At 65.3% G+C, this 22,573-nt stretch carries 23 protein-coding genes, 1 tRNA gene and 1 pseudogene; 11 read left to right on the top strand and 14 right to left on the bottom strand.

The features are described 5' to 3' along the window. Positions 1-347: 347 nt before the first annotated feature. The 8 genes and pseudogenes from rplL to OVY01_RS13665 form a co-directional block, all read right to left on the bottom strand. On the bottom strand, positions 348-716 hold the full coding sequence (gene rplL, locus OVY01_RS13700) for a 50S ribosomal protein L7/L12 (RefSeq protein ID WP_267848162.1): 369 nt from the start codon (positions 714-716) through the stop codon (positions 348-350). A 95-nt stretch (positions 717-811) separates the two neighbouring features. Next, positions 812-1,405, bottom strand: a complete 594-nt coding sequence (gene rplJ / locus OVY01_RS13695; RefSeq protein WP_267848161.1) for a 50S ribosomal protein L10 — start codon at positions 1,403-1,405, stop codon at positions 812-814. 308 nt (positions 1,406-1,713) lie between these two features. Beyond that, the gene (gene rplA, locus OVY01_RS13690; protein ID WP_267848160.1) at positions 1,714-2,412 is read right to left on the bottom strand and encodes a 50S ribosomal protein L1; all 699 of its coding nucleotides are present in this window, start codon (positions 2,410-2,412) and stop codon (positions 1,714-1,716) included. Further along, positions 2,413-2,844: a 50S ribosomal protein L11 gene (rplK, locus tag OVY01_RS13685; protein WP_267848159.1), complete on the bottom strand. Its 432-nt coding sequence runs from the start codon at positions 2,842-2,844 to the stop codon at positions 2,413-2,415. Between the two features lie 162 nt (positions 2,845-3,006). Then, the gene (gene nusG / locus OVY01_RS13680) at positions 3,007-3,576 is read right to left on the bottom strand and encodes a transcription termination/antitermination protein NusG (protein WP_267848158.1); all 570 of its coding nucleotides are present in this window, start codon (positions 3,574-3,576) and stop codon (positions 3,007-3,009) included. A gap of 1 nt (position 3,577) precedes the next feature. Next, positions 3,578-3,958 (bottom strand): preprotein translocase subunit SecE, encoded by a 381-nt coding sequence (gene secE / locus OVY01_RS13675; protein WP_267848157.1) that lies wholly within the window; start codon positions 3,956-3,958, stop codon positions 3,578-3,580. Positions 3,959-4,000: 42 nt separating this feature from the next. Next, a tRNA-Trp gene (locus tag OVY01_RS13670) sits at positions 4,001-4,076 on the bottom strand. A 105-nt stretch (positions 4,077-4,181) separates the two neighbouring features. Then, positions 4,182-4,727: pseudogene (locus OVY01_RS13665) on the bottom strand (EF-Tu C-terminal domain-related protein); the annotation flags it as partial. A gap of 589 nt (positions 4,728-5,316) precedes the next feature. On the opposite strand from OVY01_RS13665, the gene OVY01_RS13660 reads away from it, so the two are divergent. Next, positions 5,317-5,769: a type III secretion system chaperone gene (locus OVY01_RS13660; protein ID WP_267848156.1), complete on the top strand. Its 453-nt coding sequence runs from the start codon at positions 5,317-5,319 to the stop codon at positions 5,767-5,769. Positions 5,770-5,859: 90 nt separating this feature from the next. Then, positions 5,860-6,240, top strand: a complete 381-nt coding sequence (locus OVY01_RS13655; RefSeq protein WP_267848155.1) for a hypothetical protein — start codon at positions 5,860-5,862, stop codon at positions 6,238-6,240. A 24-nt stretch (positions 6,241-6,264) separates the two neighbouring features. Here the strand turns inward: OVY01_RS13655 and mltA are convergent, their stop codons facing one another. Continuing rightward, complete coding sequence (mltA, locus tag OVY01_RS13650; RefSeq protein WP_267848154.1) at positions 6,265-7,383, bottom strand: murein transglycosylase A; 1,119 nt, start codon at positions 7,381-7,383, stop codon at positions 6,265-6,267. A gap of 143 nt (positions 7,384-7,526) precedes the next feature. Next, positions 7,527-7,901 carry a Co2+/Mg2+ efflux protein ApaG gene (gene apaG, locus OVY01_RS13645; RefSeq protein ID WP_267848153.1) on the bottom strand — a complete coding sequence of 125 codons (375 nt, stop codon included), beginning with the start codon at positions 7,899-7,901 and terminating at the stop codon, positions 7,527-7,529. 299 nt (positions 7,902-8,200) lie between these two features. Between apaG and rpe the strand changes: the two genes are divergently transcribed. The 7 genes from rpe to OVY01_RS23295 all read left to right on the top strand — a co-directional run bounded on the left by rpe (position 8,201) and on the right by OVY01_RS23295 (position 15,694). Continuing rightward, positions 8,201-8,908, top strand: coding sequence for a ribulose-phosphate 3-epimerase (rpe, locus tag OVY01_RS13640; RefSeq protein WP_267848152.1), 708 nt, complete (start codon positions 8,201-8,203; stop codon positions 8,906-8,908). A gap of 35 nt (positions 8,909-8,943) precedes the next feature. Next, complete coding sequence (locus OVY01_RS13635; RefSeq protein WP_267848151.1) at positions 8,944-9,753, top strand: phosphoglycolate phosphatase; 810 nt, start codon at positions 8,944-8,946, stop codon at positions 9,751-9,753. A 394-nt stretch (positions 9,754-10,147) separates the two neighbouring features. Beyond that, the gene (gene trpE, locus OVY01_RS13630) at positions 10,148-11,656 is read left to right on the top strand and encodes an anthranilate synthase component I (RefSeq protein WP_267848150.1); all 1,509 of its coding nucleotides are present in this window, start codon (positions 10,148-10,150) and stop codon (positions 11,654-11,656) included. A gap of 196 nt (positions 11,657-11,852) precedes the next feature. Then, on the top strand, positions 11,853-12,416 hold the full coding sequence (locus tag OVY01_RS13625) for an anthranilate synthase component II (protein WP_267848149.1): 564 nt from the start codon (positions 11,853-11,855) through the stop codon (positions 12,414-12,416). A gap of 42 nt (positions 12,417-12,458) precedes the next feature. Continuing rightward, a complete protein-coding gene (trpD, locus tag OVY01_RS13620; protein ID WP_267848148.1) occupies positions 12,459-13,496 on the top strand; it encodes an anthranilate phosphoribosyltransferase in 1,038 nt (345 codons plus the stop codon). Further along, complete coding sequence (gene trpC / locus OVY01_RS13615; RefSeq protein ID WP_267848147.1) at positions 13,496-14,299, top strand: indole-3-glycerol phosphate synthase TrpC; 804 nt, start codon at positions 13,496-13,498, stop codon at positions 14,297-14,299. The genes trpD and trpC overlap by 1 nt, the downstream gene beginning before the upstream one ends. A gap of 48 nt (positions 14,300-14,347) precedes the next feature. Then, positions 14,348-15,694 (top strand): uracil-DNA glycosylase, encoded by a 1,347-nt coding sequence (locus tag OVY01_RS23295; protein WP_432422245.1) that lies wholly within the window; start codon positions 14,348-14,350, stop codon positions 15,692-15,694. A gap of 27 nt (positions 15,695-15,721) precedes the next feature. Here OVY01_RS23295 and OVY01_RS13600 read toward each other — a convergent pair whose 3' ends face one another. Then, positions 15,722-16,321, bottom strand: coding sequence for an FMN-dependent NADH-azoreductase (locus tag OVY01_RS13600; protein WP_267848146.1), 600 nt, complete (start codon positions 16,319-16,321; stop codon positions 15,722-15,724). 173 nt (positions 16,322-16,494) lie between these two features. Between OVY01_RS13600 and OVY01_RS13595 the strand changes: the two genes are divergently transcribed. After that, positions 16,495-17,421 (top strand): LysR family transcriptional regulator, encoded by a 927-nt coding sequence (locus OVY01_RS13595; RefSeq protein ID WP_267848145.1) that lies wholly within the window; start codon positions 16,495-16,497, stop codon positions 17,419-17,421. Positions 17,422-17,451: 30 nt separating this feature from the next. Here the strand turns inward: OVY01_RS13595 and OVY01_RS13590 are convergent, their stop codons facing one another. The 3 genes from OVY01_RS13590 to OVY01_RS13580 all read right to left on the bottom strand — a co-directional run bounded on the left by OVY01_RS13590 (position 17,452) and on the right by OVY01_RS13580 (position 21,285). After that, complete coding sequence (locus OVY01_RS13590) at positions 17,452-19,278, bottom strand: M61 family metallopeptidase (protein WP_267848144.1); 1,827 nt, start codon at positions 19,276-19,278, stop codon at positions 17,452-17,454. Between the two features lie 18 nt (positions 19,279-19,296). Then, complete coding sequence (locus OVY01_RS13585) at positions 19,297-20,028, bottom strand: DsbC family protein (protein WP_432422249.1); 732 nt, start codon at positions 20,026-20,028, stop codon at positions 19,297-19,299. An 84-nt stretch (positions 20,029-20,112) separates the two neighbouring features. Further along, positions 20,113-21,285, bottom strand: a complete 1,173-nt coding sequence (locus OVY01_RS13580; protein WP_267848142.1) for a UbiH/UbiF family hydroxylase — start codon at positions 21,283-21,285, stop codon at positions 20,113-20,115. A 100-nt stretch (positions 21,286-21,385) separates the two neighbouring features. On the opposite strand from OVY01_RS13580, the gene ychF reads away from it, so the two are divergent. Then, positions 21,386-22,480 carry a redox-regulated ATPase YchF gene (gene ychF, locus OVY01_RS13575; RefSeq protein ID WP_267848141.1) on the top strand — a complete coding sequence of 365 codons (1,095 nt, stop codon included), beginning with the start codon at positions 21,386-21,388 and terminating at the stop codon, positions 22,478-22,480. Positions 22,481-22,573 lie beyond the last annotated feature (93 nt).

Genomic DNA, 22,573 nt, shown 5'->3' with positions numbered 1-22,573 from the left:
ATCTCCAGATCACGGCGGGCGATTGTCATGGCAGACGTCTAACCCGGGTGTTCACCGACTGAGGCCCGAAATCCGCTCCACGATGGAACGGACGTAGAAAGCTTGGTGGTTGGCCGCTACCAACCATGGCTGACGGCAGCGCGATCCGCGGAGGACCGAAATCCTCCCGACCCGCGCTGCCCGACCAAACTTGCCTTCTGCAGTCGCTTCAGAAGACAAAGAAAGGCTGTTGCACCCTATAGGATAACCGCAACAGCCTTTCTTTGTTTTCTATCGCCGAATACCGCGACGAAACGCAAAAAGGCTGACGGGGGAAACCCGCCAGCCTCCACGCAACGGGTCGTGTCTTACTTGACTTCGACCTTCGCGCCCGCATCCGTCAGCTTCTTGGCGATCGTCTCGGCTTCTGCCTTGGCGATCGATTCCTTCACCGGCTTCGGTGCGCCGTCGACCAGGTCCTTCGCTTCCTTCAGGCCCAGACCGGTGATTTCACGCACGGCCTTGATGGTGCCAACCTTGTTCGCGCCGGCTTCGAGCAGCATGACCGTGAATTCGGTCTGCTCTTCGACAACCGCTGCGGCGCCTGCCGGGCCTGCTACTGCCATTGCAGCTGCCGACACGCCAAACTTCTCTTCGAACGCCTTGATCAGGTCGTTCAGTTCCAGAACGGTCAGGTTGCCTACGGCTTCCAGGATGTCGTCTTTGGTGATTGCCATGATTGAAATTGCCTTATGAATTGATTGCTTTACATCCGACGCCACACCGCACGGGCAGTGTGGCAACGCGGGCCGGGGGCCACGCCATGCACGACTTATTCAGCCGATGCGGCGGGTTGTTCCGAGGCTTCAGCCGCGGCCGGCTCAGCCGCGGCCGGTTCGGCCGCTGCGTCTTCGGCAGCGGCTTCCGGTGCGGATGCTCCTTCTTCTTTCTGGGCGGCGAGAGCGGCCAGCGCACGGGCAAAGCCCGACACCGGTGCCTGCATGACGCCAAGCAGCAAGCCGAGCAGTTCTTCGCGGCTCGGGATGGACGCCAGCGCCTGAACGGCAGCCTTGTCCAATACCTGACCTTCGTAAGAACCCGCGCGGATGACCAACTTGTCGTTGCTCTTCGCGAAGTCGTTGACGACCTTGGCTGCGGCCACGGCGTCTTCCGACAAACCGTAGATCAGCGGACCGGTCATCTGCTCAGCCAACGGAGCGAACGACGTCCCTTCGACGGCGCGGCGCGCCAGCGTGTTTTTCAACACGCGAAGGTAGACGTTCTTTTCACGTGCGACGGCACGCAGCTTCGTCAGATCGCCAACCGCAATGCCGCGATATTCAGCGAGCACGATGGTCTGGGATTTCGCAACCTGCGCGGAAATCTCAGCCACCACTGCCTGCTTATCTTCCCTATTGAGTGGCACGGTTAAAACTCCTGATTCGACAGTCCCGCGGGTAGCGGGTCCATCGCATTTCAACAACGGCGTCCGTCGGTTAGGAGCATTTCAAACGGGCCACGATAAGTCGCGACAACCGCAATCAATCCTGCAAAACGTCTCGGGTGCGCCATCTGCGTTGGTCAAATTAAGGATCGGAAAGCCCGCTCCACCAACGGTCTTTGACGACCGGATGTCCTGTCGACCCGCTTGACCGAACATCCGCCCCAAAGTTCTTCCTGACGGCGGGGAACGGCGCGCCTGTTCGGTCGCCCCGCTCCCCGCCGTCATTGTCTTTACTGCGCGGTCAGCGTCGACTGGTCGACGCGCACGCCGGCGCCCATCGTGCTGGACACCGCGATGCGACGCACGTAGATGCCCTTGCTCGTCGCCGGCTTTAGCTTCTGCAGCGCTTCGATCAGCGCGTTCAGATTCTGCTGCAGCGCGGTCGGCTCGAACGACGCGCGGCCGATCGTACCGTGAATGATGCCGCCCTTGTCGACACGGAACTGGACCTGACCCGCCTTGGCGTTCTTCACTGCCGTGACGACGTCCGGCGTCACCGTGCCCACCTTCGGGTTCGGCATCAGGCCGCGCGGGCCGAGGATCTGACCGAGCGTACCGACCACGCGCATCGTGTCCGGCGAAGCGATCACGACGTCGAAGTTCAGGTTACCGGCCTTAACCTGCTCTGCCAGATCTTCCATACCGACGATGTCGGCACCGGCGGCACGTGCCTGCTCGGCTTTCTCGCCCTGCGCGAACACCGCGACGCGGACCGACTTGCCGGTACCTGCGGGCAGCACCACCGAACCTCGCACCACCTGGTCCGACTTCTTCGCGTCAACGCCCAGCTGGACGGCGACGTCGATCGACTCGTCGAACTTCGCGGTGGCGTTTTGCTTGACCAGCTTCAGCGCGTCAACCAATGCGTACGTCTTCGTGCGGTCAACCGTGGCGGCAACCGCCTGGAGACGCTTGGATACCTTAGCCATTTACAGACCCTCCACCGTGATGCCCATCGAGCGAGCGCTGCCCGCGACCGTTCGAACTGCCGCTTCCAGATCGGCAGCGGTCAGGTCGGGCGTCTTGGTCTTCGCGATTTCTTCCGCCTGCGCGCGCGTGATCGAGCCGACCTTGTCGGTATGCGGCTTCGGCGAGCCCTTCGTCACGCCGGCTGCCTTCTTGATCAGTACGGTCGCCGGCGCGGTCTTCAGGACGAACGTGAAGCTCTTGTCCGCGAACGCGGTGATCACCACCGGCGTCGGCAGGCCCGGCTCCAGACCCTGGGTCTGCGCGTTGAACGCCTTGCAGAACTCCATGATGTTCAGGCCGCGCTGGCCCAGTGCCGGACCGACCGGCGGCGACGGGTTGGCTTTACCTGCAGGAATCTGCAGCTTGATATAGCCGATAATCTTTTTTGCCATTTTCTTGCCTCATGAGGGCGAAACCGCCCGTGAGTGATAACGCACCGTTCGCGTCGGTCGGCCACCCCGGATCAAATCCGGAGAACCCTGCCCAGCGCCGCGGCGCTCCTCGATGGTCCAGCCGGGGACCTGTGGTCCGGCGCGCGTGGGGCGCGCCCGTCCTCAGGTTTTCTCGACTTGACCGAACTCCAGCTCGACGGGGGTGGCACGGCCAAAAATCGTGACCGACACGCGCACCCGCGACTTCTCGTAATTCACTTCTTCGACGGTGCCGTTGAAGTCCGTGAACGGACCATCCTTGACACGCACCATCTCGCCGATTTCGAACAGGGTCTTCGGCCGCGGCTTCTCGACGCCTTCCTGCATCTGCGACATGATCTTGTCGACTTCGCGCTGCGAAATCGGACTCGGCCGGTTGCGCTGGCCGCCGATGAAACCCGTAACCTTCGCGGTATTCTTCACCAGATGCCAGGTCTCGTCGTTCATGTCCATTTCCACGAGCACATAGCCCGGGAAAAAGCGACGTTCGGTAACCGTCTTCTGGCCGTTCTTGATTTCGACGACTTCCTCGGTCGGCACCAGGATGCGCCCGAATTCGGTGGTCATCTCTGCACGCGTGATACGTTCGGTCAACGCGCGCTGCACACTCTTTTCCATGCCCGAATAGACATGAACCACATACCAGCGCTTGCTGGAAGGGGTGGTCTCGGTGGTTGCCGGTGTATCGCTCATGTTATCTCCAACCCAGGATCACCGAGAAAATCATCCATTCGATGGTCTTGTCGGTAAGCCAAAGGTAAATCGCCATCACGACAACAAAGCCGAACACGACCAGCGTGGTCTGGCTCGCTTCCTTGCGCGTCGGCCATACGACCTTGCGCACTTCGCGATACGCGTCCTTCGAAAAACCGACGAAGGTCTTGCCCGCATAGGAGAACGACGCGATCGCGGCGCCACCGATAATGCAGATCAACAATACGACGGTCCGGATAGCGAGATTCTGGCCACTCAGCAAGTAGAACGCTACGATACCGATCACCGCCAGTGCCACGCCTGCGGCCAGCATCAGCTTGTCGCTCGACGTGTTGACAGTTTCGACGGGAGGATTCGCCATAAGACCTTGGAAGCACCCGCCAGAGGAGGCGGGCGCGCAAATTGGCAGGGGCAGAGGGAATCGAACCCCCAACCTTCGGTTTTGGAGACCGACGCTCTGCCAGTTGAGCTATACCCCTAAAACCATACAAGGGCAGGCCATGACAGCCCACCCCGTAACTGGCACTACGTCAAACCTGCGAGCAGGGCCCGGGCAGGCACCCGGGCCCTGCTTCACCAACTACTTAGGCGACGATCTTCGCGACCACGCCGGCGCCGACCGTACGGCCACCTTCGCGGATCGCGAAGCGCAGACCTTCTTCCATCGCGATCGGGTTGATCAGCTTCACCGAGATCGACACGTTGTCGCCCGGCATGACCATTTCCTTGCCTTCCGGCAAAGCGATCGAACCCGTCACGTCCGTCGTGCGGAAGTAGAACTGCGGACGGTAGTTGTTGAAGAACGGCGTGTGACGGCCTCCCTCATCCTTGCTCAGCACGTACACTTCGGCCGTGAAATCCGTGTGTGGCTTGATCGAACCCGGCTTCGACAGCACCTGGCCACGCTCCACGTCTTCGCGCTTCGTACCGCGCACCAGCACGCCGACGTTGTCGCCTGCCTGACCCTGGTCCAGCAGCTTGCGGAACATTTCCACGCCCGTGACGATCGTCTTCACCGTCGGCTTGATGCCCACGATCTCGACTTCCTCACCGACCTTGATGATGCCGCGCTCGACGCGACCCGTCACCACCGTGCCGCGACCCGAGATCGAGAACACGTCTTCGATCGGCANTTCTTGATACTTTCGCATTCCCGCCACTCCGAGGAGCGGCGGGTGCGTCGCCATCAAGCGCCCACACTTATCGGCTGTAAATTTTTAAAGAGCAATGCAGCGCCAGGGACTTCGTCACCTGCCTACTGCTTGCTGCCGGTTAAGTACCGTGCAGCAGAGAAGCGAGATTATGTACCGCTTCTGCAATTTCGTCAAGCATTTTGTTTCGGCTTTCGCTGCAACATCCTGTTCGACCCGGCGGGTTCGGCGTCCTGCCGGTCAAGCGTCAAACACCTGCTTCACCGTTGCCAAACCCCCGTCCCGCCTTGCTTTCACCGCCTGCGCCGCGCCGCTTTCGCGGCACTCGCTGGCCTGTTTCTGCAGCGGGGAGGCGAATATTAGATCCGTTCCGCCATCCGTGCAAGCGGTTTTCGAAAAAAGGTGAAAACGACGCGATGTCGGCGAGGAACCCGCGCGGTGCGTCGGGTTACTACCCGCCAGGGCCATCCTTCGCGCGACGCGACGTCCGCGCTGGATGGTTCGTCCCCGCCTCGCCCGATGCGCTCGGTACGGCGGCCCCTGCGGACCCTTGCTGGATGCCCATTTCATGAACTACCAATCGCTGTTGACCGGTCTGCAACTGGAGACCCGTCTCGACCTCGCCGCCGCGGTGAAAAGCGGCAGCTGCACGATCCAGTTCGACGGCACGCTCGACGTGACGCTGGATGCCGGCGATCGTGACGGCGAGAAAACGCTGCTATATCTCCATGCGGTGATCGGAACGACCCCGGATATCGGCGGAGAAGCGTTGCTCACCCGCCTCCTGCAACTTCACCTGTTCGGTCTTGCCACCCACAACGGTGTCTTCGGGCTGGAACCGCAGTCAAACCATGTGCTGTTTTTCCAGACGATCGATCTGTCCAGATTGACGGACCAGGAAGCGCTCGCAGGCGTGGAAGCATTCGTCAACCAGGCAGTGCGCTGGCGCGAATATCTGCCGCAACTCCACCTGGCCGCATTGCCGGAAAATTCCCCGGCGCATTTTGTCGAGACGGCTTGAGGGGCTTGCCGTTTTCAGCACGCCCGAAAACGGCAAGCGCCCTGCCCCCCACCCTCGGCTCGAAGCACATCTTCCACCAGGAACCCCATCATGCAGATTCCATCGGCAATCACCACGGCGTTGCAATTCGCCTTCCACACCGTCGCCGCGAAGGTCATGGCGTTATCCAGCGAGGTGAATCACTTCGTCAGCCGCATCACGCAGGGACGCGTCAATCAGGCGGTGTTCGCTGAAAAAGCCGCTCACTATGCGGTCAAGCTGGACGCGGAATGTCCTTATCTGGCCAAGAAGCTGGGCATGCGGCCCAGCGCGATCATTTCAGCGGTATGCAGTGGCAACCGCAGCGACATCCTCAATACCGCACAGAATCTGCTGCATGCCGGGGTACGCGAACTGATCGGGGAACGCCCGGGCGATCGTAACTGCATCCTCGCCGGGCTGTTCGCCAGGGACGAAGCGCCCCGCGCCTGACGGGGCCAGGCCTCCTGTCCGCGCTCAGGAACGCGGTAGAATCAGCCACATCCGGCCGGATTGCTTCATCTTGCCGGCCAGATCGCCCGCTTCGTCGCCCAGCCCCCAGAAAAAGTCGGCCCGCACGCCCCCCTTGATCGCCGAACCCGTGTCCTGCGCGAAGACCAGCCGGTTCATCGACGCGCCGCTCAACGGGCGTGTCGTCGCCAGGAAAACAGGCAGGCCGAGCGGGATCGCGGTGGGATCGACCGCGATCGAGCGCTCCGGCGTCAGCGGCACGCCCAGCGCCCCGATCGGCCCATCGGTGCCGGCACCTTCTCCGTTCGGGGCCATCTCCTTAAAGAAAACGAAGCGCGGATTGACGTCCAGCAGCCCGGCGACACGCTGCGGATTGGCCCGCGCCCACGATTTGATGCCCTGCATCGTCGCTTGCGCCGGCGTGAGCTCGCGCGCGTCGAGCAGCCAGCGGCCGATCGATTTATAGGGTTGGTTGTTCGTGCCGGCAAACCCGACGCGCATCACCGATCCATCCCGCAGGACGATCCGTCCGGACCCCTGCACCTGCAAAAAGAACGCTTCGATCGGATCGTCGACATACACCAGCTCGAGCCCGTTGAGCGTGCCGGAGCGTTCCAGTTCGGCACGGCTGCCGAGGGCGGCGGTGCGGTGACCGCCGCCGGGCCAGCGATACAGGGGATAGAGATACGGCGCCTCGCGGGTCCGCGACCCGTGCAGCAACGGCTCGTAGTATCCGGTCACCAGACCCTGGACCGTGCCGTCGCGGTTCGCCAGTTGGTACGGAATGAAGTTGGTCTCGAAGAAATTGCGCGTGGCATTGCCGTCGAGTTCGTCGATCTGGGCGGCCAGCGCACACGGCCGGCGCCAGTCGGCCTGCGCACCCAGGCGGCTGCAACTCTGCCGCAGTGCGGACATCGCGCCGATCAATTCGTCGTCGCCCCAGCCGCTCACCGCCGACCACGCGGCCGGGGTCAGGCGCTCCGTTGCAACGATCTGCGCGACGTTCGGCGTCGTGCTCGGACCGCCGGCTGTGGTTCCCGTGAGCGCACGCTCCGAACGGGGGCCGGCGCAGGACGCCAGCAAAACGGCGGTCAACACCGTCCAGACAATCTTCGAAAAGGACATCAAAATCGCACAACCTGGTCGCGGGCCCGTGTGCATGCAGTACGGGCCGGTGGGTAGGATCGATCGCGCGGCGTCCCGTAGCGCCGCGCGGGTTCCGCCGCGTCAGCGCACGCAGCGGGAGGGTGGCCAGCGCCGGCCTAACGTCAATGCAGCGTACGCGGCATCGTCAGGGAAAATGCGGCGACGGGCGCTTCGAAGCGCTCGCCATCCTCGGCGACGCAGAAGAACTCGCCGCTCATCGTGCCGACCGGCGTGGGAATCATCGCCCAACTCGTGTATTCGAACTGCTCGCCAGGCGCAAGCAGCGGCTGATTGCCGACGACCCCGAGGCCTTTGACCTCCTGTACGTCGCCTTCGCTGTCGGTGATCACCCAGTGCCGCGAAATCAATTGCGTGCCGACTGCCCCCGCATTGCGAATCGTGATGGTGTAGGCGAATGCGTACTTCCGGCGCTCGGGATCCGATTGCTCCGGCAGGAAGCGCGGCGCGACGGTGACCGTCATGTTGTACTGGCTCATACTGGGACGTCTCTCAAGAAAATAGAGCGGGGGGCGACGCAGCGGCGCCATTCGGCGTACGCTGCGATGCGACCCGAAGGTTGCCCGCTGCCAGGGAGGGGCGAGGACGCCGGCCGACAGGCATGAAAAGGAAAAAACCGTGCTGATTCTGCTTGAAGCACCGAACGCCCGCAACACCGGCCGCATGCGCGCGACGCGTGTACGGTTCGCCAGCATGCCGGTAAAATAATGCTTTGCGCAAGCCCGCGATGCGCTGCTGCGCACGCGCGTCCCCGCCCCACGATGATCCAGCAGACGCCATGAACCCATATGTGATCGCCCCCAGCATCCTGTCCGCCGACTTCGCCAAACTGGGCGAGGAGGTCCGCACTGTCGTCGCCGCGGGCGCCGACTGGATCCATTTCGACGTGATGGACAACCATTATGTGCCGAACCTGACAATGGGGCCGATGATCTGCGAGGCGCTGCGTCCGCACACCCAGGCGCCCATCGACGTTCACCTGATGGTGAAGCCGGTCGACAGCCTGGTGCCGGCGTTCGCCAAGGCCGGCGCGAACGTGATCAGCTTCCATCCGGAAGCGTCCGAGCATATCGACCGCACGCTGGGCCTGATCCGCGACCAGGGTTGTCACGCGGGTCTGGTCTTCAATCCTGCGACATCGCTGAGTTATCTGGACCATGTGATGGACCGCATCGATCTCGTGCTGATCATGTCGGTCAATCCCGGTTTCGGCGGCCAGTCCTTCATCCCCGAGGCGCTCAACAAGGTGCGTGAGGCCCGCGCGCGCATCGACGCCTACACCGCTCGCACCGGCCGCCGCATCCGGCTCGAGGTCGACGGCGGCGTCAAGGTCGAGAACATCGGCGCGATCGCCGCGGCCGGCGCGGACACCTTCGTCGCCGGATCGGCGATCTTCGGCAAGCCGGACTATGCGGCGGTGATCGAGGACATGCGTGCCGCGCTGACGACGCAGACGGCCGAAGCCGCCGCCAGCGCCGCGCCCTGAACCGCGTCCTCACCCGTAACCGCCTTGTCTACATCATGACCGATCCCGTGCCACCATCCGACATCCCCACCGCAGGCGCCGCCGCGTCGGCCGCGCCGTCTGTCGGCGCGGCACCCTCCGAGACGCCGCCGCCCTTCACGCCGCGCGCGCTGCCGCCCGGCCTGCGCGCGGCGATCGTCGACCTAGACGGCACGATGCTCGACACCGCCGACGATTTCACCGCCGCGCTCAATGGCGTGCTGAGCGGTCTGAGCCTGAAGCCGATCAGTCGTGCGGAAGTCATCGCCTATATCGGCAAGGGATCGGAACGCCTGATCCACGACGTGCTGCGCGCGCGCCTCTCCCCCGCCGCCGCCGACGCCGCGTTCGAGCGGGCCTGCGCTGATTATCAGCACGAATACGGCAAGATCAATGGCCATCATGCCCACCTCTATCCGGAGGTGGTCGAGGGGCTGGCCGCGCTGCGCGGACTCGGGCTGAAACTGGCCTGCGTCACAAACAAGCCGGAACGCTTCGCCCGCGCACTGCTCGAACATCACGATCTCGCCCGGTACTTCGATGCGATCTATGGCGGTGACAGCCTGCCGCGCAAGAAGCCGGACCCGCTGCCGATGCGCACGGCCTGCGCGGCACTGGGCGCGACACCGCAGACCGCGGTCGCCATCGGCGATTCCGAAAACGACGTCGCCGCGGCGCGCGCCGCCGGCCTCGCCAGCCTGACGGTGCCGTATGGTTATAACCACGGCAAGCCCGTGCAAGGGCTGGAAACCGATGCTATAGTAGGTACGCTGCTCGATGCGGCGCGTCTGCTGGGTCACGGACGTGCCCCGGCCGAATCGACATGAATCGCACGATTCGAACCGCCTCGGCTTCCAATTAGCTCAATTTCCATCGAACTCATGTTTCTCAACAAAAAACAGCGTCATGGCGACATCGACCGGGGGGCCTGGCCCTGGCGTCGCTGGTCTTGGTGATTTTGCCCCGAGGCCGCCGGAGCATCCCCGTTCCGGTATCCGTTTTTTGTTGTCCGTTCCCCGCTCGTCGGACCGTCGCTGGTAGATAATCCAGCGATTGTCCAGACTGCCTGCTTCGTTGTTTCCGGATGGCCGATGCCGTATTCTTTCGCGGCGGCGGCGATCCAGGCAACGCGCGGGACGAACGACGCCCGCCCGACACCGCTTCGCGTCCTCTCCTACCAATAGGGAGACGCGAGAACGACCCGGGCTGCAAGAGAGAGACATGACCGAACTCGAATTCCAATCGCTGGCCAAGGCTGGCTACAATCGCATCCCCCTGATCGCGGAAGCGCTCGCCGATCTGGAGACGCCGCTTTCGCTCTATCTGAAGCTCGCCCAGCGCGAGCGCAACGGCACGAATTCGTTCCTGTTGGAATCCGTGGTGGGCGGCGAGCGTTTCGGTCGCTACTCCTTCATCGGGCTGCCCGCCCGCACCCTGGTGCGCACGCGTCGGGACGCGGACGGCATCCGCACCGAAGTCGTCCGGGACGGCGAGGTGGTGGAAACGTCGCACGCCAATCCGCTCGATTTCATCGCCGAGTTCCAGGCGCGCTACCGGGTGGCGCCCCGCGCCGGGTTGCCGCGGTTCTCCGGTGGCCTGGCGGGGTATTTCGGTTATGACGCGGTGCGCTTCATCGAGAAGAAGCTCGCCCATACCGCACCGGTGTCCGATCCGCTCGACATGCCCGACATCCAGTTGCTGCTGACCGAGGAAGTGGCGGTCATCGACAACCTGGCCGGCAAGCTCTATCTGATCGTGCATGCCGACCCGGCCGCGCCCGAGGCCTATTCCCGCGCCCGGCAGCGGCTGCGCGAACTGCGCGACCGCCTGCACCAGCCGGTGCAGACGCCGGTGACGTCGTCGTCGGTGCGCACGGAGACCTATCGCGAATTCGCCCGCGACGACTACCTGATCGCGGTGCGCCGCGCGAAGGAAGAGATCGAGGCGGGCGAGCTGATGCAGGTCCAGGTAGGGCAACGGCTCGTGAAGCCGTTTCGCGATTCGCCATTGTCGCTGTATCGCGCGCTGCGCTCGGTCAACCCGTCGCCGTACATGTATTTCTACAATTTCGGCGACTTCCACGTGGTCGGTTCGTCCCCGGAGATCCTGGTGCGGCAGGAACCGCGCGGCGACGAGCGCATCGTGACGATCCGCCCGCTCGCCGGCACCCGCCCGCGCGGCGCGACGCCCGAAACCGACGCCGCGCTGGCTACCGAACTGCTCGCCGACCCGAAGGAAATCGCCGAGCACGTGATGCTGATCGATCTGGCGCGCAACGATGTGGGCCGCATCGCCAAGACCGGCACGGTGCACGTGGTCGACAAGATGCAGATCGAGAAATACTCGCACGTCCAGCATATCGTGAGCGCCGTCGAAGGCACGCTCAAGTCGGGCCTGTCGAATCTCGACATCCTGCGCGCGACCTTCCCGGCCGGCACGCTGAGCGGCGCACCGAAGGTCCGTGCGATGGAGATGATCGACGAACTCGAACCGGTCAAGCGCGGTCTGTACGGCGGTGCCGTCGGTTACCTGTCCTTTACTGGCGACATGGATCTGGCGATCGCCATCCGCACCGGCATCATCAAGAGCGGCAATCTGTACGTGCAGGCCGCCGCGGGCATCGTGGCGGACTCGGTGCCCGAAGCCGAATGGCAGGAAACCGAAAACAAGGCGCGCGCGGTGCTGCGCGCCGCCGAGCGGGTACAGGACGGACTCGACGGGGACTTTTGACCGCGGTTTCCGTCATTTCCCGGTCGCACCCCGATCGTCTCGCCGACGGTTCCGGCGGCGACTTTACCGGTTCTGCGCACCCTGCCGTTCCTGCCCATTTTCGCGTTGCCGTCCTGCCGGCGGGCGCCGCCCGGGGGACACCCGGCCCGGCGCCGGCGAACGCCGAAAACCTGCATTCCTGAATTGAGAGGCTACGATGCTGCTGATGATCGATAACTACGACTCCTTTACCTATAATCTCGTCCAGTATTTCGGTGAACTCGGCTGCGACGTCCGCACCGTGCGCAACGACGAGATCACGACCGCGGAAATCGCCGAACTGGCGCCGACGCAGATCTGCCTGTCGCCCGGCCCGAGCGATCCGCAACACGCCGGCGTCACGCTCGACGTGCTGCGCGAATTCGCGGGCAAGCTGCCCATCCTGGGCGTGTGCCTGGGCCATCAGGCAATCGGCGAGGCATTCGGCGGGCGGGTGATCCGCGCGAAAACCGTGATGCACGGCAAGGTCAGCGAAATCGAAACCGACCAGCAGGGCGTGTTCACCACCCTGCCCAAGCGCTTCGCGGTCACGCGCTACCATTCGCTGGCGATCGAGCGCGACACCCTGCCCGATTGTCTCGAAATCAGCGCGCAAACCGACGACGGCGAAATCATGGGCGTGCGGCACCGGACCCTGCCCGTCGAAGGCGTGCAGTTCCACCCGGAGTCGATCCTCAGCGAACACGGCCACGCGATGCTGCGCAATTTCGTGCAGCGCTGAGATCGCCCCCTCTTCACCCCCATCGAAGCGCCAGGAACCCGCATGACCATTCGTCCCCAAGACGCGCTGCAGCGCACGATCGAACACCGTGAACTCTTTCACGAGGAGATGGTGCATCTGATGCGCCTGATCATGCGCGGCGAACTGGCGCCGACGATGGCCGCCGCGATCCTGACGGGCCTGCGGGTCAAGAAGGAGACGATCGGCGAAATCACCGCCGCGGCGACCGTCATGCGGGAATTCGCGCGGCATGTCGACGTCGCGGACAACACGCATTTCGTCGATATCGTCGGCACCGGCGGCGACGGCGCGCACACTTTCAATATCTCGACCGCGGCGATGTTCGTCGCGGCGGCGGCCGGCGCGAAAGTCGCGAAACACGGCAACCGCAGCGTTTCGAGCACCTCGGGCAGCGCCGACGTGCTGGAGTCCCTGGGCGTGAACCTGATGCTGTCGCCCGGGCAGGTGGCGGCGTCCATCGCGGAGACCGGGATGGGTTTCATGTTCGCGCCGAACCATCATCCGGCAATGAAGAACATTGCGGCGGTGCGCCGCGAACTGGGCGTGCGCACGCTGTTCAACATCCTGGGCCCCCTGACCAACCCGGCCGGCGCGCCGAACCAGCTAATGGGCGTGTTTCATCCCGATCTGGTCGGTATCCAGGTAAGGGTCATGCAGCGTCTGGGCGCCAAGCATGTGCTGGTGGTGCATAGCCAGGACGGGATGGACGAGATTTCGCTGGGCGCGGCCACGCTGGTGGGCGAACTGCGCGACGGCGAAATCCGCGAATACGAGATTCATCCGGACGATTTCGGCCTGCCCATGATGTCGAACCGTTCGATTCGCGTCGACAGCCCGGAGGCGTCGCGCGCGATGCTGCTCGCCGCGCTCGACGACACGCCCGGCGCGGCACGCGACATCGTCGCGCTCAACGCCGGCGCGGCGCTGTATGCCGCGGACGTCGCCGCGTCGATCGGCGACGGGATCGAACTCGCGCGCCAGGCGATTTCGAGCGGCGCCGCGCGCGCGAAAGTCGCGGCCCTCGTCCGCTTTACCCAAGCCCTCAAAGAGAACGCCTGATGTCGAACATCCTGGAAAAGATCGTCGCGGTGAAGCGCGAGGAAATCGCGGCGTCGCTACGCACCCTGCCGTTCGAGGCGCTGCGCCTGGAGGCGGAGCGTCGCACGCCCGACGGCGCACGCGACTTCGTGGCCGCGTTGCGCCGCAAGCAGACCGACGGCCTGCCGGCGATCATTGCCGAGATCAAGAAAGCCAGCCCGTCGAAGGGCGTGATCCGCGAACGGTTCGTACCGGCGGAAATTGCGGCGACCTATGCGCATCACGGCGCGGCCTGCCTGTCGGTGCTGACCGACGTGTCCTTCTTTCAGGGCAGTGTCGCGTATCTGCAGGCGGCGCGGGCGGCCTGCGCGCTGCCGGTACTGCGCAAGGATTTCATCGTCGACCCGTACCAGGTCTATGAAGCCCGCGCGATGGGCGCCGACTGCATCCTGCTGATCGCGGCGATCCTGTCGCCCGACGAAATGCGCGACCTTGAGGCTTTGGCCGCATCGCTCGATCTGGCCGTGCTGGTCGAAATCCACGGCCGTGCCGAACTCGATGCGGCGCTGTCGCTGCGCACGCCCCTGCTGGGCATCAACAACCGCGATCTGCGGACTTTCGAGACATCGCTCGACAACACATTGTCGTTGCTGGGCGAACTGCCGGCGGACAAGATGGTGATCACCGAATCCGGGATCGCCAACGCGGACGACGTCCGCCGCCTGCGCGACGCCGGCGTGCCGGGTTTCCTGGTCGGCGAAGCCTTCATGCGCGCGCCGGATCCCGGCGTCGAACTGGCCCGCCTGTTCCGGCCCGCGGCCTGACTCCGGTCCGCCCCGGGTTCCGACATTCCCCCTATTCCCGAGACAGGCATGGCCATCGAGAAAGAACTGAAGCTCGCGCTGGGCACCGCGCTCATCGATGCCGCGGTGCATTTTCTGGACGCGGCGAGCGGCGGCGCGGGCCGCACGATCACGCTTGGCAATGTCTATTTCGACACCCCCGCGCTGGCGTTGGCGCAGGCACGGGTGGCGCTGCGGCTGCGCCGCACGCCCGACGGCTGGTTGCAGACCTTGAAGACCGCCGGAAAGGCCACGCAGGGTCTGCACGCGCGGGGCGAATGGGAACAACCGGTGGCAGGCGAAGCGCTCGAATTGCCGGCGCTGCTGGACGCCTGCGACGATGCCGCCGCGCGGGCCGCGGTCGCGGCCCACGCCGCACATCTGCGGCCGGTGTTCCGCACCGATTTCGATCGCACGCTGTGGATCGTCGAGGTCGAGGGTGCCCGGATCGAGGCGGCGCTCGATCTGGGCGCCGTCGCCTCGGACCTGACCGATGCGACCGTCCCGATCCGGGAAATCGAACTGGAATTGAAATCCGGCGACGAAGCGGCGCTGCTGGCGTTCGCCGCGCGCCTGCGCGACGCGGTCCCGGGGTTGATGCCGGACGATGTGTCGAAAGCGGCCCGAGGCTATGGCCTCTTCAGGAAAGCCGGTGGCCATGCGGTGAGCGACGCCGCCCTCGCACGCCAGTTCGCCACGATCCCGACCGCCTGGCGCCGGCCGCTCGACGCGTTCATCGGCAGTCCGACCTATACGCGGCTGTGCGCTTTCGTCGACGGCGAACGCGCTGCCGGGAAAACGATCTACCCGGCCGAGCCCTTTCGCGCGCTGCTGCTGACCCCGCCGGAGGACGTCAAGGTGGTGATCCTCGGGCAGGATCCTTACCACGGCGAGGATCATGGCATCCCGCAGGCGCACGGGCTCGCGTTCTCCGTCCCGCCCGGCGTGCGTCCGCCGCCGTCGCTGCGCAATATCTGCAAGGAAATCAGCGCCGAATTCGGCTTCGGGCCACCACCGCACGGCTGCCTCGATCACTGGGCGCGGCAAGGTGTGCTGCTGCTGAACACGGTGCTCACCGTCGAACGCGACAAAGCGGCGAGTCACGCCAAACGCGGCTGGGAACCGTGCACCGACGCGCTGATCGCGCACCTCGGACAGCAACGGCAAGGCATCGTGTTCATGCTGTGGGGCGCGCATGCGCAGGCCAAACGCACGCTGCTCGCGCAACACGCGCATCATCTGGTACTGGAAGCGCCGCATCCGTCGCCATTGTCCGCGCATCGCGGGTTTTTCGGCTGCGGCCACTTCGCGCGGGCGAACGAAGTGCTGACCGCCAGCGGTCGCACGCCGATCGATTGGCGCATTCCCGCCGTCTGACGGATCCCCGGCGTGCCGGAATAACGCCTACAGCGCGGCGATCGCTTCGCGCGCGCTCGACAGCGCCAGCGCCGCCGCGTCCGGGCCCATCGCGAAACCTTCGGCGTAGACGAAGGTCACGTCGGTCATGCCGAGAAAGCCCAGCAGCGTCTTCAGATAGGGCGTCTGCGTGTCCAGCGGCGTGCCGTGATACTTGCCGCCCCGCGCCACGACGACAACCACCTTCTTGCCCTTGACCAGACCTTCCGGCGTGCCTTCGGCGGTATAGCGGAAGGTCTGGCCGGCGCGCGTGATCCAGTCGAAATAGCCCTTCAACTGGGTGGAGTCGCCGAAGTTGTACAACGGCGCGCCGATCACCACCACGTCGGCGGCCTGCAGTTCGGCGATCAACGCCGCGCTTTTCGCCTCGATCGCCTGCTGCGCTTCGTTGCGCGCCTCGGCCGGCGTGAAAAACGCCCCCAGAATCTCGTCGTTCAGGTTGGGTAGGGCGCTGCCCAGCAAATCGCGTACGACGAGCGTCGCGCCCGGGTGCTTGACCAGCAGATGCTGCGCGGCTTCGCCGGCGAGCAGCGTGGACTGGGAGCCTTGCGAGCGTGCGGCGCCGTTGATCTGGAGAATCGTCGTCATGATGCGTTCCTTGTAACCGGACTGCGAGTGTGAGAAAGCGCCGGGCAAGCCCGGCGTGCACCCCCATTGTAAGCGATCCCGTTTTTGGAACGAGACCGTTTATTGGGTATCATTGTCCCGTTTATGGGACGAATCGTTCCGCTCTCTTCTTGCCCTCCCCTATCCGACATGCCATGCCCGCGATGGACGATCTGAACGACATGCTGGTTTTCGCCGAAGTGGCGCGCGCAGGCAGCCTGACCGCGGCCGGCGTGCGCCTGGGCATGCCCAAGACCACCGTGAGCCGGCGGCTCGGCAAGCTGGAGCAGCGGCTCGGCACGCGTCTGCTCGACAAAAGCACCCGACGGCTGGAGCTGACCGAGGTCGGACTGGCGTATCTGGCGCGCTGTCTGCCGATCCTGGAGGATGTCGAAGCGGCGCGGGATTTCGCCTCGCAACTCGCCGAACAGCCGCGCGGACTGCTGCGCATTTCCGCACCGCCGGATTTTTCCGAGCACTGGCTGGCCCGACCGCTGGCGGGCTTCAGCCTGCGCTATCCCGAGGTCTCGCTGGAATTCGATCTGAGCGCGCGGCATGTCGACCTGATCGGCGAACGCATCGATATCGCGATCCGTGCCGGCCATCTGGCGGATTCCACGCTGGTGGCCCGCAAGCTCGGGGACATGACGCGTTCGATCTATGCCAGCGCCGCGCATATCGAACGCGAGGGCCTGCCCGACGCGCCGGCCGACCTGGCCCGGCACCGCTTCGTTTTGCTGCGCGGCGCGCGTCAGGTGCATGAACGGGAGGTGCTGACGCGCGGCCGGCAACAGGTCGAGGTCACGATGACGGGGCGTATCGAGGCCAACAGCTTGTCGATGGTCAGGGAATTGACGGTGGCGGGCGCGGGCATGGCGATCCTGCCGGATGCGATGATGGGGGGCGAGAAAGCGCACCACGGGCTGGTGCGCATCCTGCCGGACTGGCGGCTGTCCAGCACGCCGGTGCATCTGGTGATGCCGTCGCGTCGCTTCGTACCGCGCAAAACGCAGGTCTTCATCGAATATTTGACGGAAATCGAGCCGATGTGCGAGGCGATCCGTCGTGCCGCCGCGCGTTGAACGCGGCGCCCCCCGTCTCCCGCCGCCGTATCAGGACGCACCGAGCCAGGCCTCGCGCAACCGTCCCGCCTGCGCGAGGACTTCGTCCCGGCCCTCGGCGCCACCGGCCTCGCGCACCGCCAGCGCGTACTCGACGACGTCCGGCACATCCAGCGACAAGGTGAAATCGCGCAATACGTCGCGTCGGAACGCGTGCAGCACGACCATCTGCCCGGGCCGGTAACGTGCGAGCAAGCCATCCAGGTTGCCGCCGGTGATCCGCAGCCCGTCCAGCGCGACGAGGATATCGCCCGCGGACAATCCGGCGTGTTGCGCCGCGCCATCGTCGAACACCGCGGCGAGGGTCGCGTCGGCGCCGGCTTTCACACGCGCTCCGATCGACACCGGCTGCTTGCCCGGCACCGGCGCCAGCGTCACACCCACCGCCGCCAGCAGACGCTCGAGCGGCAGATCGTCGGTGCCCTGCACCGCCAGCGCGAAAAGCTCGCCAAGATCCGTGCCGCTCGCCTCGCACAGCAGCGGCAGTACCGCGTCCGCCGCGATGCCGACCGGCTTGCCGGCATAGAAATCGCGCCCGTAACGGTGCCAGAGCGCGCGCATGACATCGTCGAGCGAGCGCTGCCCGTCGCTTGCCGCGCGGATCGCCAGATCGAACGCCAGCGCGACCAGCGACCCCTTCGTGTAATAGCTGACGATCGCGTTCGTGGCGTTCTCGTCCTGCCGGTAGTACTTCACCCAGGCGTCGAACGAACTCTCCGCCACGCTCTGCTTGCGCCGCCCGCTGCCGCGCAGCACGCCGCCCACGGTCTTGCCCAGCAGCCGCAGGTAGTCGGTCCGCGGAATCACGCCGCTGCGCAACAGGAAGAGATCGTCGTAGTAGGACGTGAAACCCTCGAACAGCCACAGCAGCTCCGTCGGCGTCTCGCGCGTCAGGTCGTAGGGCGCGAACCGGTCCGGTTTGATGCGCTTGACGTTCCACGTATGGAAGTACTCGTGGCTGCACAGGCCGAGATAGGTCCGGTACCCGTCGGAGAGCGGTCCGTCGCCCGCCGCGCCGCGCACCGGAAAATCGCCGCGCTTGGCGATCAGCGCGGTCGACGCGCGGTGTTCGAGGCCGCCATAGCCGTCGGTCACCGCCATCGTCATGAAGACGTAGCGGTCCATCGGCGCGCGTTGGGTGTCGGGTTCGAAGAAGGCGATCTGCGTCTCGCAGATCTTGCGCAGATCCGCGGTCAGGCGGTCCATGTCCAGGCCGGGCACCGGGCCGCTGATGACCACGTCATGCGGCACGCCGCACGCATCGAACGTCGCGAGCGCGAACTCGCCGAGCGTGACCGGATGATCGATCAGTTCGTCGTAGTCCGCGGCACGGTACAGACCGAAGCCGTAGCGCGCGGTGCCGTCCGCCTCCGGCAGCGCGGTCGCCACCCGCCACGACGCGAACCCGGCGCCCTCGGGGCGCTGAATGTCGACCAGGCAGGACGCGGCCTCACGGCCCGCCACCGCCAGAAACACGCTGGTGCCGTTGAAGAAGCCCACCGTCTGGTCGAGGTGCGCGCTGCGCACCGACAGGTCCCATGCATATACCTGATAGCGCAGCGTCAACGCGCCGTCGACCGGGTCGGCCAGCCAGCGATCCTTTCCGGTCTTGCGGACCGGCACCGGCCCGCCCGCCGCATCGTGCGCCGTCAGCGTGACGATATTGCGCGCGAACTCGCGGATCATGTAGCTGCCCGGAATCCAGGCGGGCAGATAGAACGCCTGGCCGCGCGGGTCGGGATCGTCGACGCGCAGCGTGACATCGAACAGGTGCGCCGCCGCGTGCCGGGCGACGATCGCATAGCGGATCGGTTGCATGAGTGACGGTTCCAGGGGTCAGTGCGCCGACGCCAGCCGGCTCTTGAGTTCGTCGGCCGACACCGCGCCCGGCAGCCGGTTGCCGTCGACGAGGAAGACCGTCGGCGTGCCGGTCACGTTCATGTCCTGGCCAAGCTTCAGGTTACGCTCCAGCGCGGCGACATCGCAACCGCCCGCCGTGGAGGCGGTGGGCGCGACGCGGCGCAGCATCCAGTCTTCCCAGGATTTGCCCTTGTCCTTCGCGCACCAGATCGCCTTGGATTTCTCCGCCGAGTCCGGCGACAGGATCGGGTACAGGAAGGTATAGACCGTCACGTTGTCGACGCCTTGCAGCGTTTCCTCCAGCCGATGGCAATACGGGCAGTTCGGATCGGAGAACACCGCGATCTTGCGCTCGCCCTTGCCGTGCACCACCTTGACCGCGTCGTTGAGCGGCAGTCTGGCGAAATCGATGCGGTTCAATTCGTCGGTGCGCGTCTGCGTCAGATCCTCGCCCGTGGCCGTATCGCGGATATTGCCGAGGATCACGTAACGCCCGGTGGGATCGCTGTAGACCACCTGCTTGCCGAACGTGACTTCATACAGGCCCGCCACCGGCGACTTGCGCACGGCGCTGACGGGCGCCTGCCCGCCGAATTTCTTTTGCAGGGTGGCCTTGAGCGCGTCGGTGGTCGCATCGGCGTGCGCCAGCAGCGGCACGCCGCCCAGACCGGACAAGGCAAACGCCGCGACGGCGAACAGGGACGGCAGGGAGAACTTCATCGGATTCCTTTATGACGAAATGCGGAGCGGACGACCCGGCGACCGGCGTGGGCGCCGGCCCGGGAGCACGTCTCAGCCCAGTGCGTTGTTGATCAGCCAGCGCTTGACGAACGGTTGCGCCGCCACCAGCGACATGCCCAGATTGCGAAGGTTCCGGGCCACGAAGCCGGGCGCGGCGAACAGGCGTTGCAGCCCGTCGGTCGCGAGGGTGAGCGCGGCGATGTCCTCGCGCCGCGCCCGCTCGTAGCGGCGCAGCAGGATTGGATCGCCATAGCCCCGGAAACGTTCCTTCGCGCGCAGCACCTCGATCAGCGCCGCGACATCGCGCAAGCCGAGGTTGACCCCCTGCCCCGCGAGCGGATGAATCAGGTGGGCCGCGTCGCCCACCAGCGCGACGCGCGCCCCGCTCAGCCGGTCGACCGTCTGCAACGCCAGCGGGAAACCCACCGGCTCGGACACGCAATCGAAGATGCCGTGCGAGGCACCGGCGAAACGCTCCAGTTCGGCCGCCAGCGCCGCGCCGCCGCCGGCGACCAGCGCGGCGGCATGTTCATGCGTCGCCGACCAGACCAGCGACACATACGGGCCCGCCATCGGCAGCAACGCGACGATCTCGCCGTCCCGGAACCACTGCCAGGCGGTTTCGGCGTGCGGCTTGCTGATCGTGAAGTTCGCCACCACGCCGGTCTGGCCGTAATCGCGATGCTTGACCTGCGCGCCCATCTGCGCGCGCACCCAGGAGTGCGCGCCGTCCGCGCCGACGATCAGCTCGGCGCGCAGTGGCCGGGCATCGTCGAGCGCCAGCGTCGCCCCTTCGGCGTCGATCGTCAGCGCCTGCGCCCGCGCCGGCAGCCATTCGAGCTGCGGCTGGAAATGCAGCGCGGTGTCCAGCGCGGTCTCGAGCAGGTGCGACTCGGCGATCCATGCCAGCTGCGGCACCGCCGCCTGGAACGCCGAGAAATGCAGTTCGGCGAACGCGTCGCCGATGACGCGCATGTCGTGGACCGGGCCGAGGCGCGCCTTGTCGAGCGCCTGCCAGACGCGCAGGCGTTCGAACAGTGCCTGCGAACTGGCCGACAGCGCGTAGACCCGCTTGTCGAACAGCTGCCCCGCCGCGAGCGGCGCGACATGCGGCGCGAGCAAGGCGACGCGCAGGCCGGCCTGGCTCAGCGCGAGCGCCGCGGACTTGCCGACGAGGCCGCCGCCGACGACGACGGCGTGGAAGGGAGAGGAGGATGGGCTCATCCGGGCATTATAGCGCCGGCGTTCACGGCTCACGCCGGCCATCGCTCGGGCCGAAGAGGTTACAATTGGCGTTTTTCGCACAGATTCCAGAGCCCCATCCATGAGCCTCCAATGCGGCATCGTCGGCTTGCCCAACGTCGGCAAGTCCACCCTCTTCAATGCCCTGACCAAGGCGGGCATCGCTGCGGAAAATTATCCGTTCTGCACGATCGAACCGAACGTCGGCATCGTCGAAGTGCCCGATCCGCGGCTCGCGGGCCTGAGCGAGATCGTCAAGCCCGAGCGCATCGTGCCGGCCGTGGTGGAGTTCGTCGACATCGCCGGTCTGGTGGCAGGCGCTTCCACCGGTGAAGGACTGGGCAACAAGTTTCTCGCCAACATCCGGGAGACGGACGCGATCACGCACGTCGTGCGCTGCTTCGACGACGAGAACGTGATCCACGTGGCGGGCAAGGTCGATCCGATCTCCGATATCGAAGTCATCAACACCGAACTCGCGCTGTCCGACATGGCCACGGTCGAGAAAGCGCTCTCGCGCTATTCGAAAGCGGTCAAGTCCGGCAACGACAAGGAAGGCGCGAAACTGGTCGCGGTGCTCGAGAAAGCCCGCGTCCAGCTGGATCAGGCGCTGCCGGTGCGCACGCTCGATCTGTCCGACGACGAACTGGCCCTGCTCAAGCCGTTCTGCCTGATCACGTCCAAGCCGATCATGTATGTCGCCAACGTCAAGGACGACGGATTCGAGAACAATCCGAAGCTCGATGCCGTGCGCAAGTATGCCGAGGCCGAGAAGGCGCCGGTCGTGGCCGTGTGCGCGGCGGTGGAAGCGGAAATCGCCGACATGGAGGAAGAGGACAAGTCCGTGTTTCTGGCCGACATGGGCATGGAGGAACCGGGGCTGAGCCGTGTGATCCGCGCCGCGTATCGCCTGCTGGGCCTGCAGACCTACTTTACCGCCGGCGTCAAGGAAGTGCGGGCCTGGACGATTCGCGTCGGCAATACCGCGCCGCAGGCCGCCGGCGTCATCCACACCGATTTCGAACGCGGCTTCATTCGCGCCCAGACCATCGGTTATGACGATTTCATCGCCTACCGCGGCGAGCAGGGCGCGAAGGAAGCCGGCAAGATGCGCGCCGAGGGCAAGGAATACGTGGTGCGGGATGGGGATGTGTTGAATTTCCTGTTCAACGTCTAAGCGGTTCCATTAGAATCAGTTAGTGGCATACAATGCCATTGACGCCGGAGAAGCCCGCCCCGTGCGGGTTTTTTTGTGTCTTGGTCCGAACTG

Origin of the sequence: Robbsia betulipollinis (genome assembly GCF_026624755.1) — a bacterium.
GTDB classification, from domain to species: Bacteria; Pseudomonadota; Gammaproteobacteria; order Burkholderiales; family Burkholderiaceae; genus Robbsia; species Robbsia betulipollinis.
The sequence above is the reverse complement of the archived record's forward strand: the minus strand, read 5'-3'. Positions and strand labels throughout refer to the sequence as shown.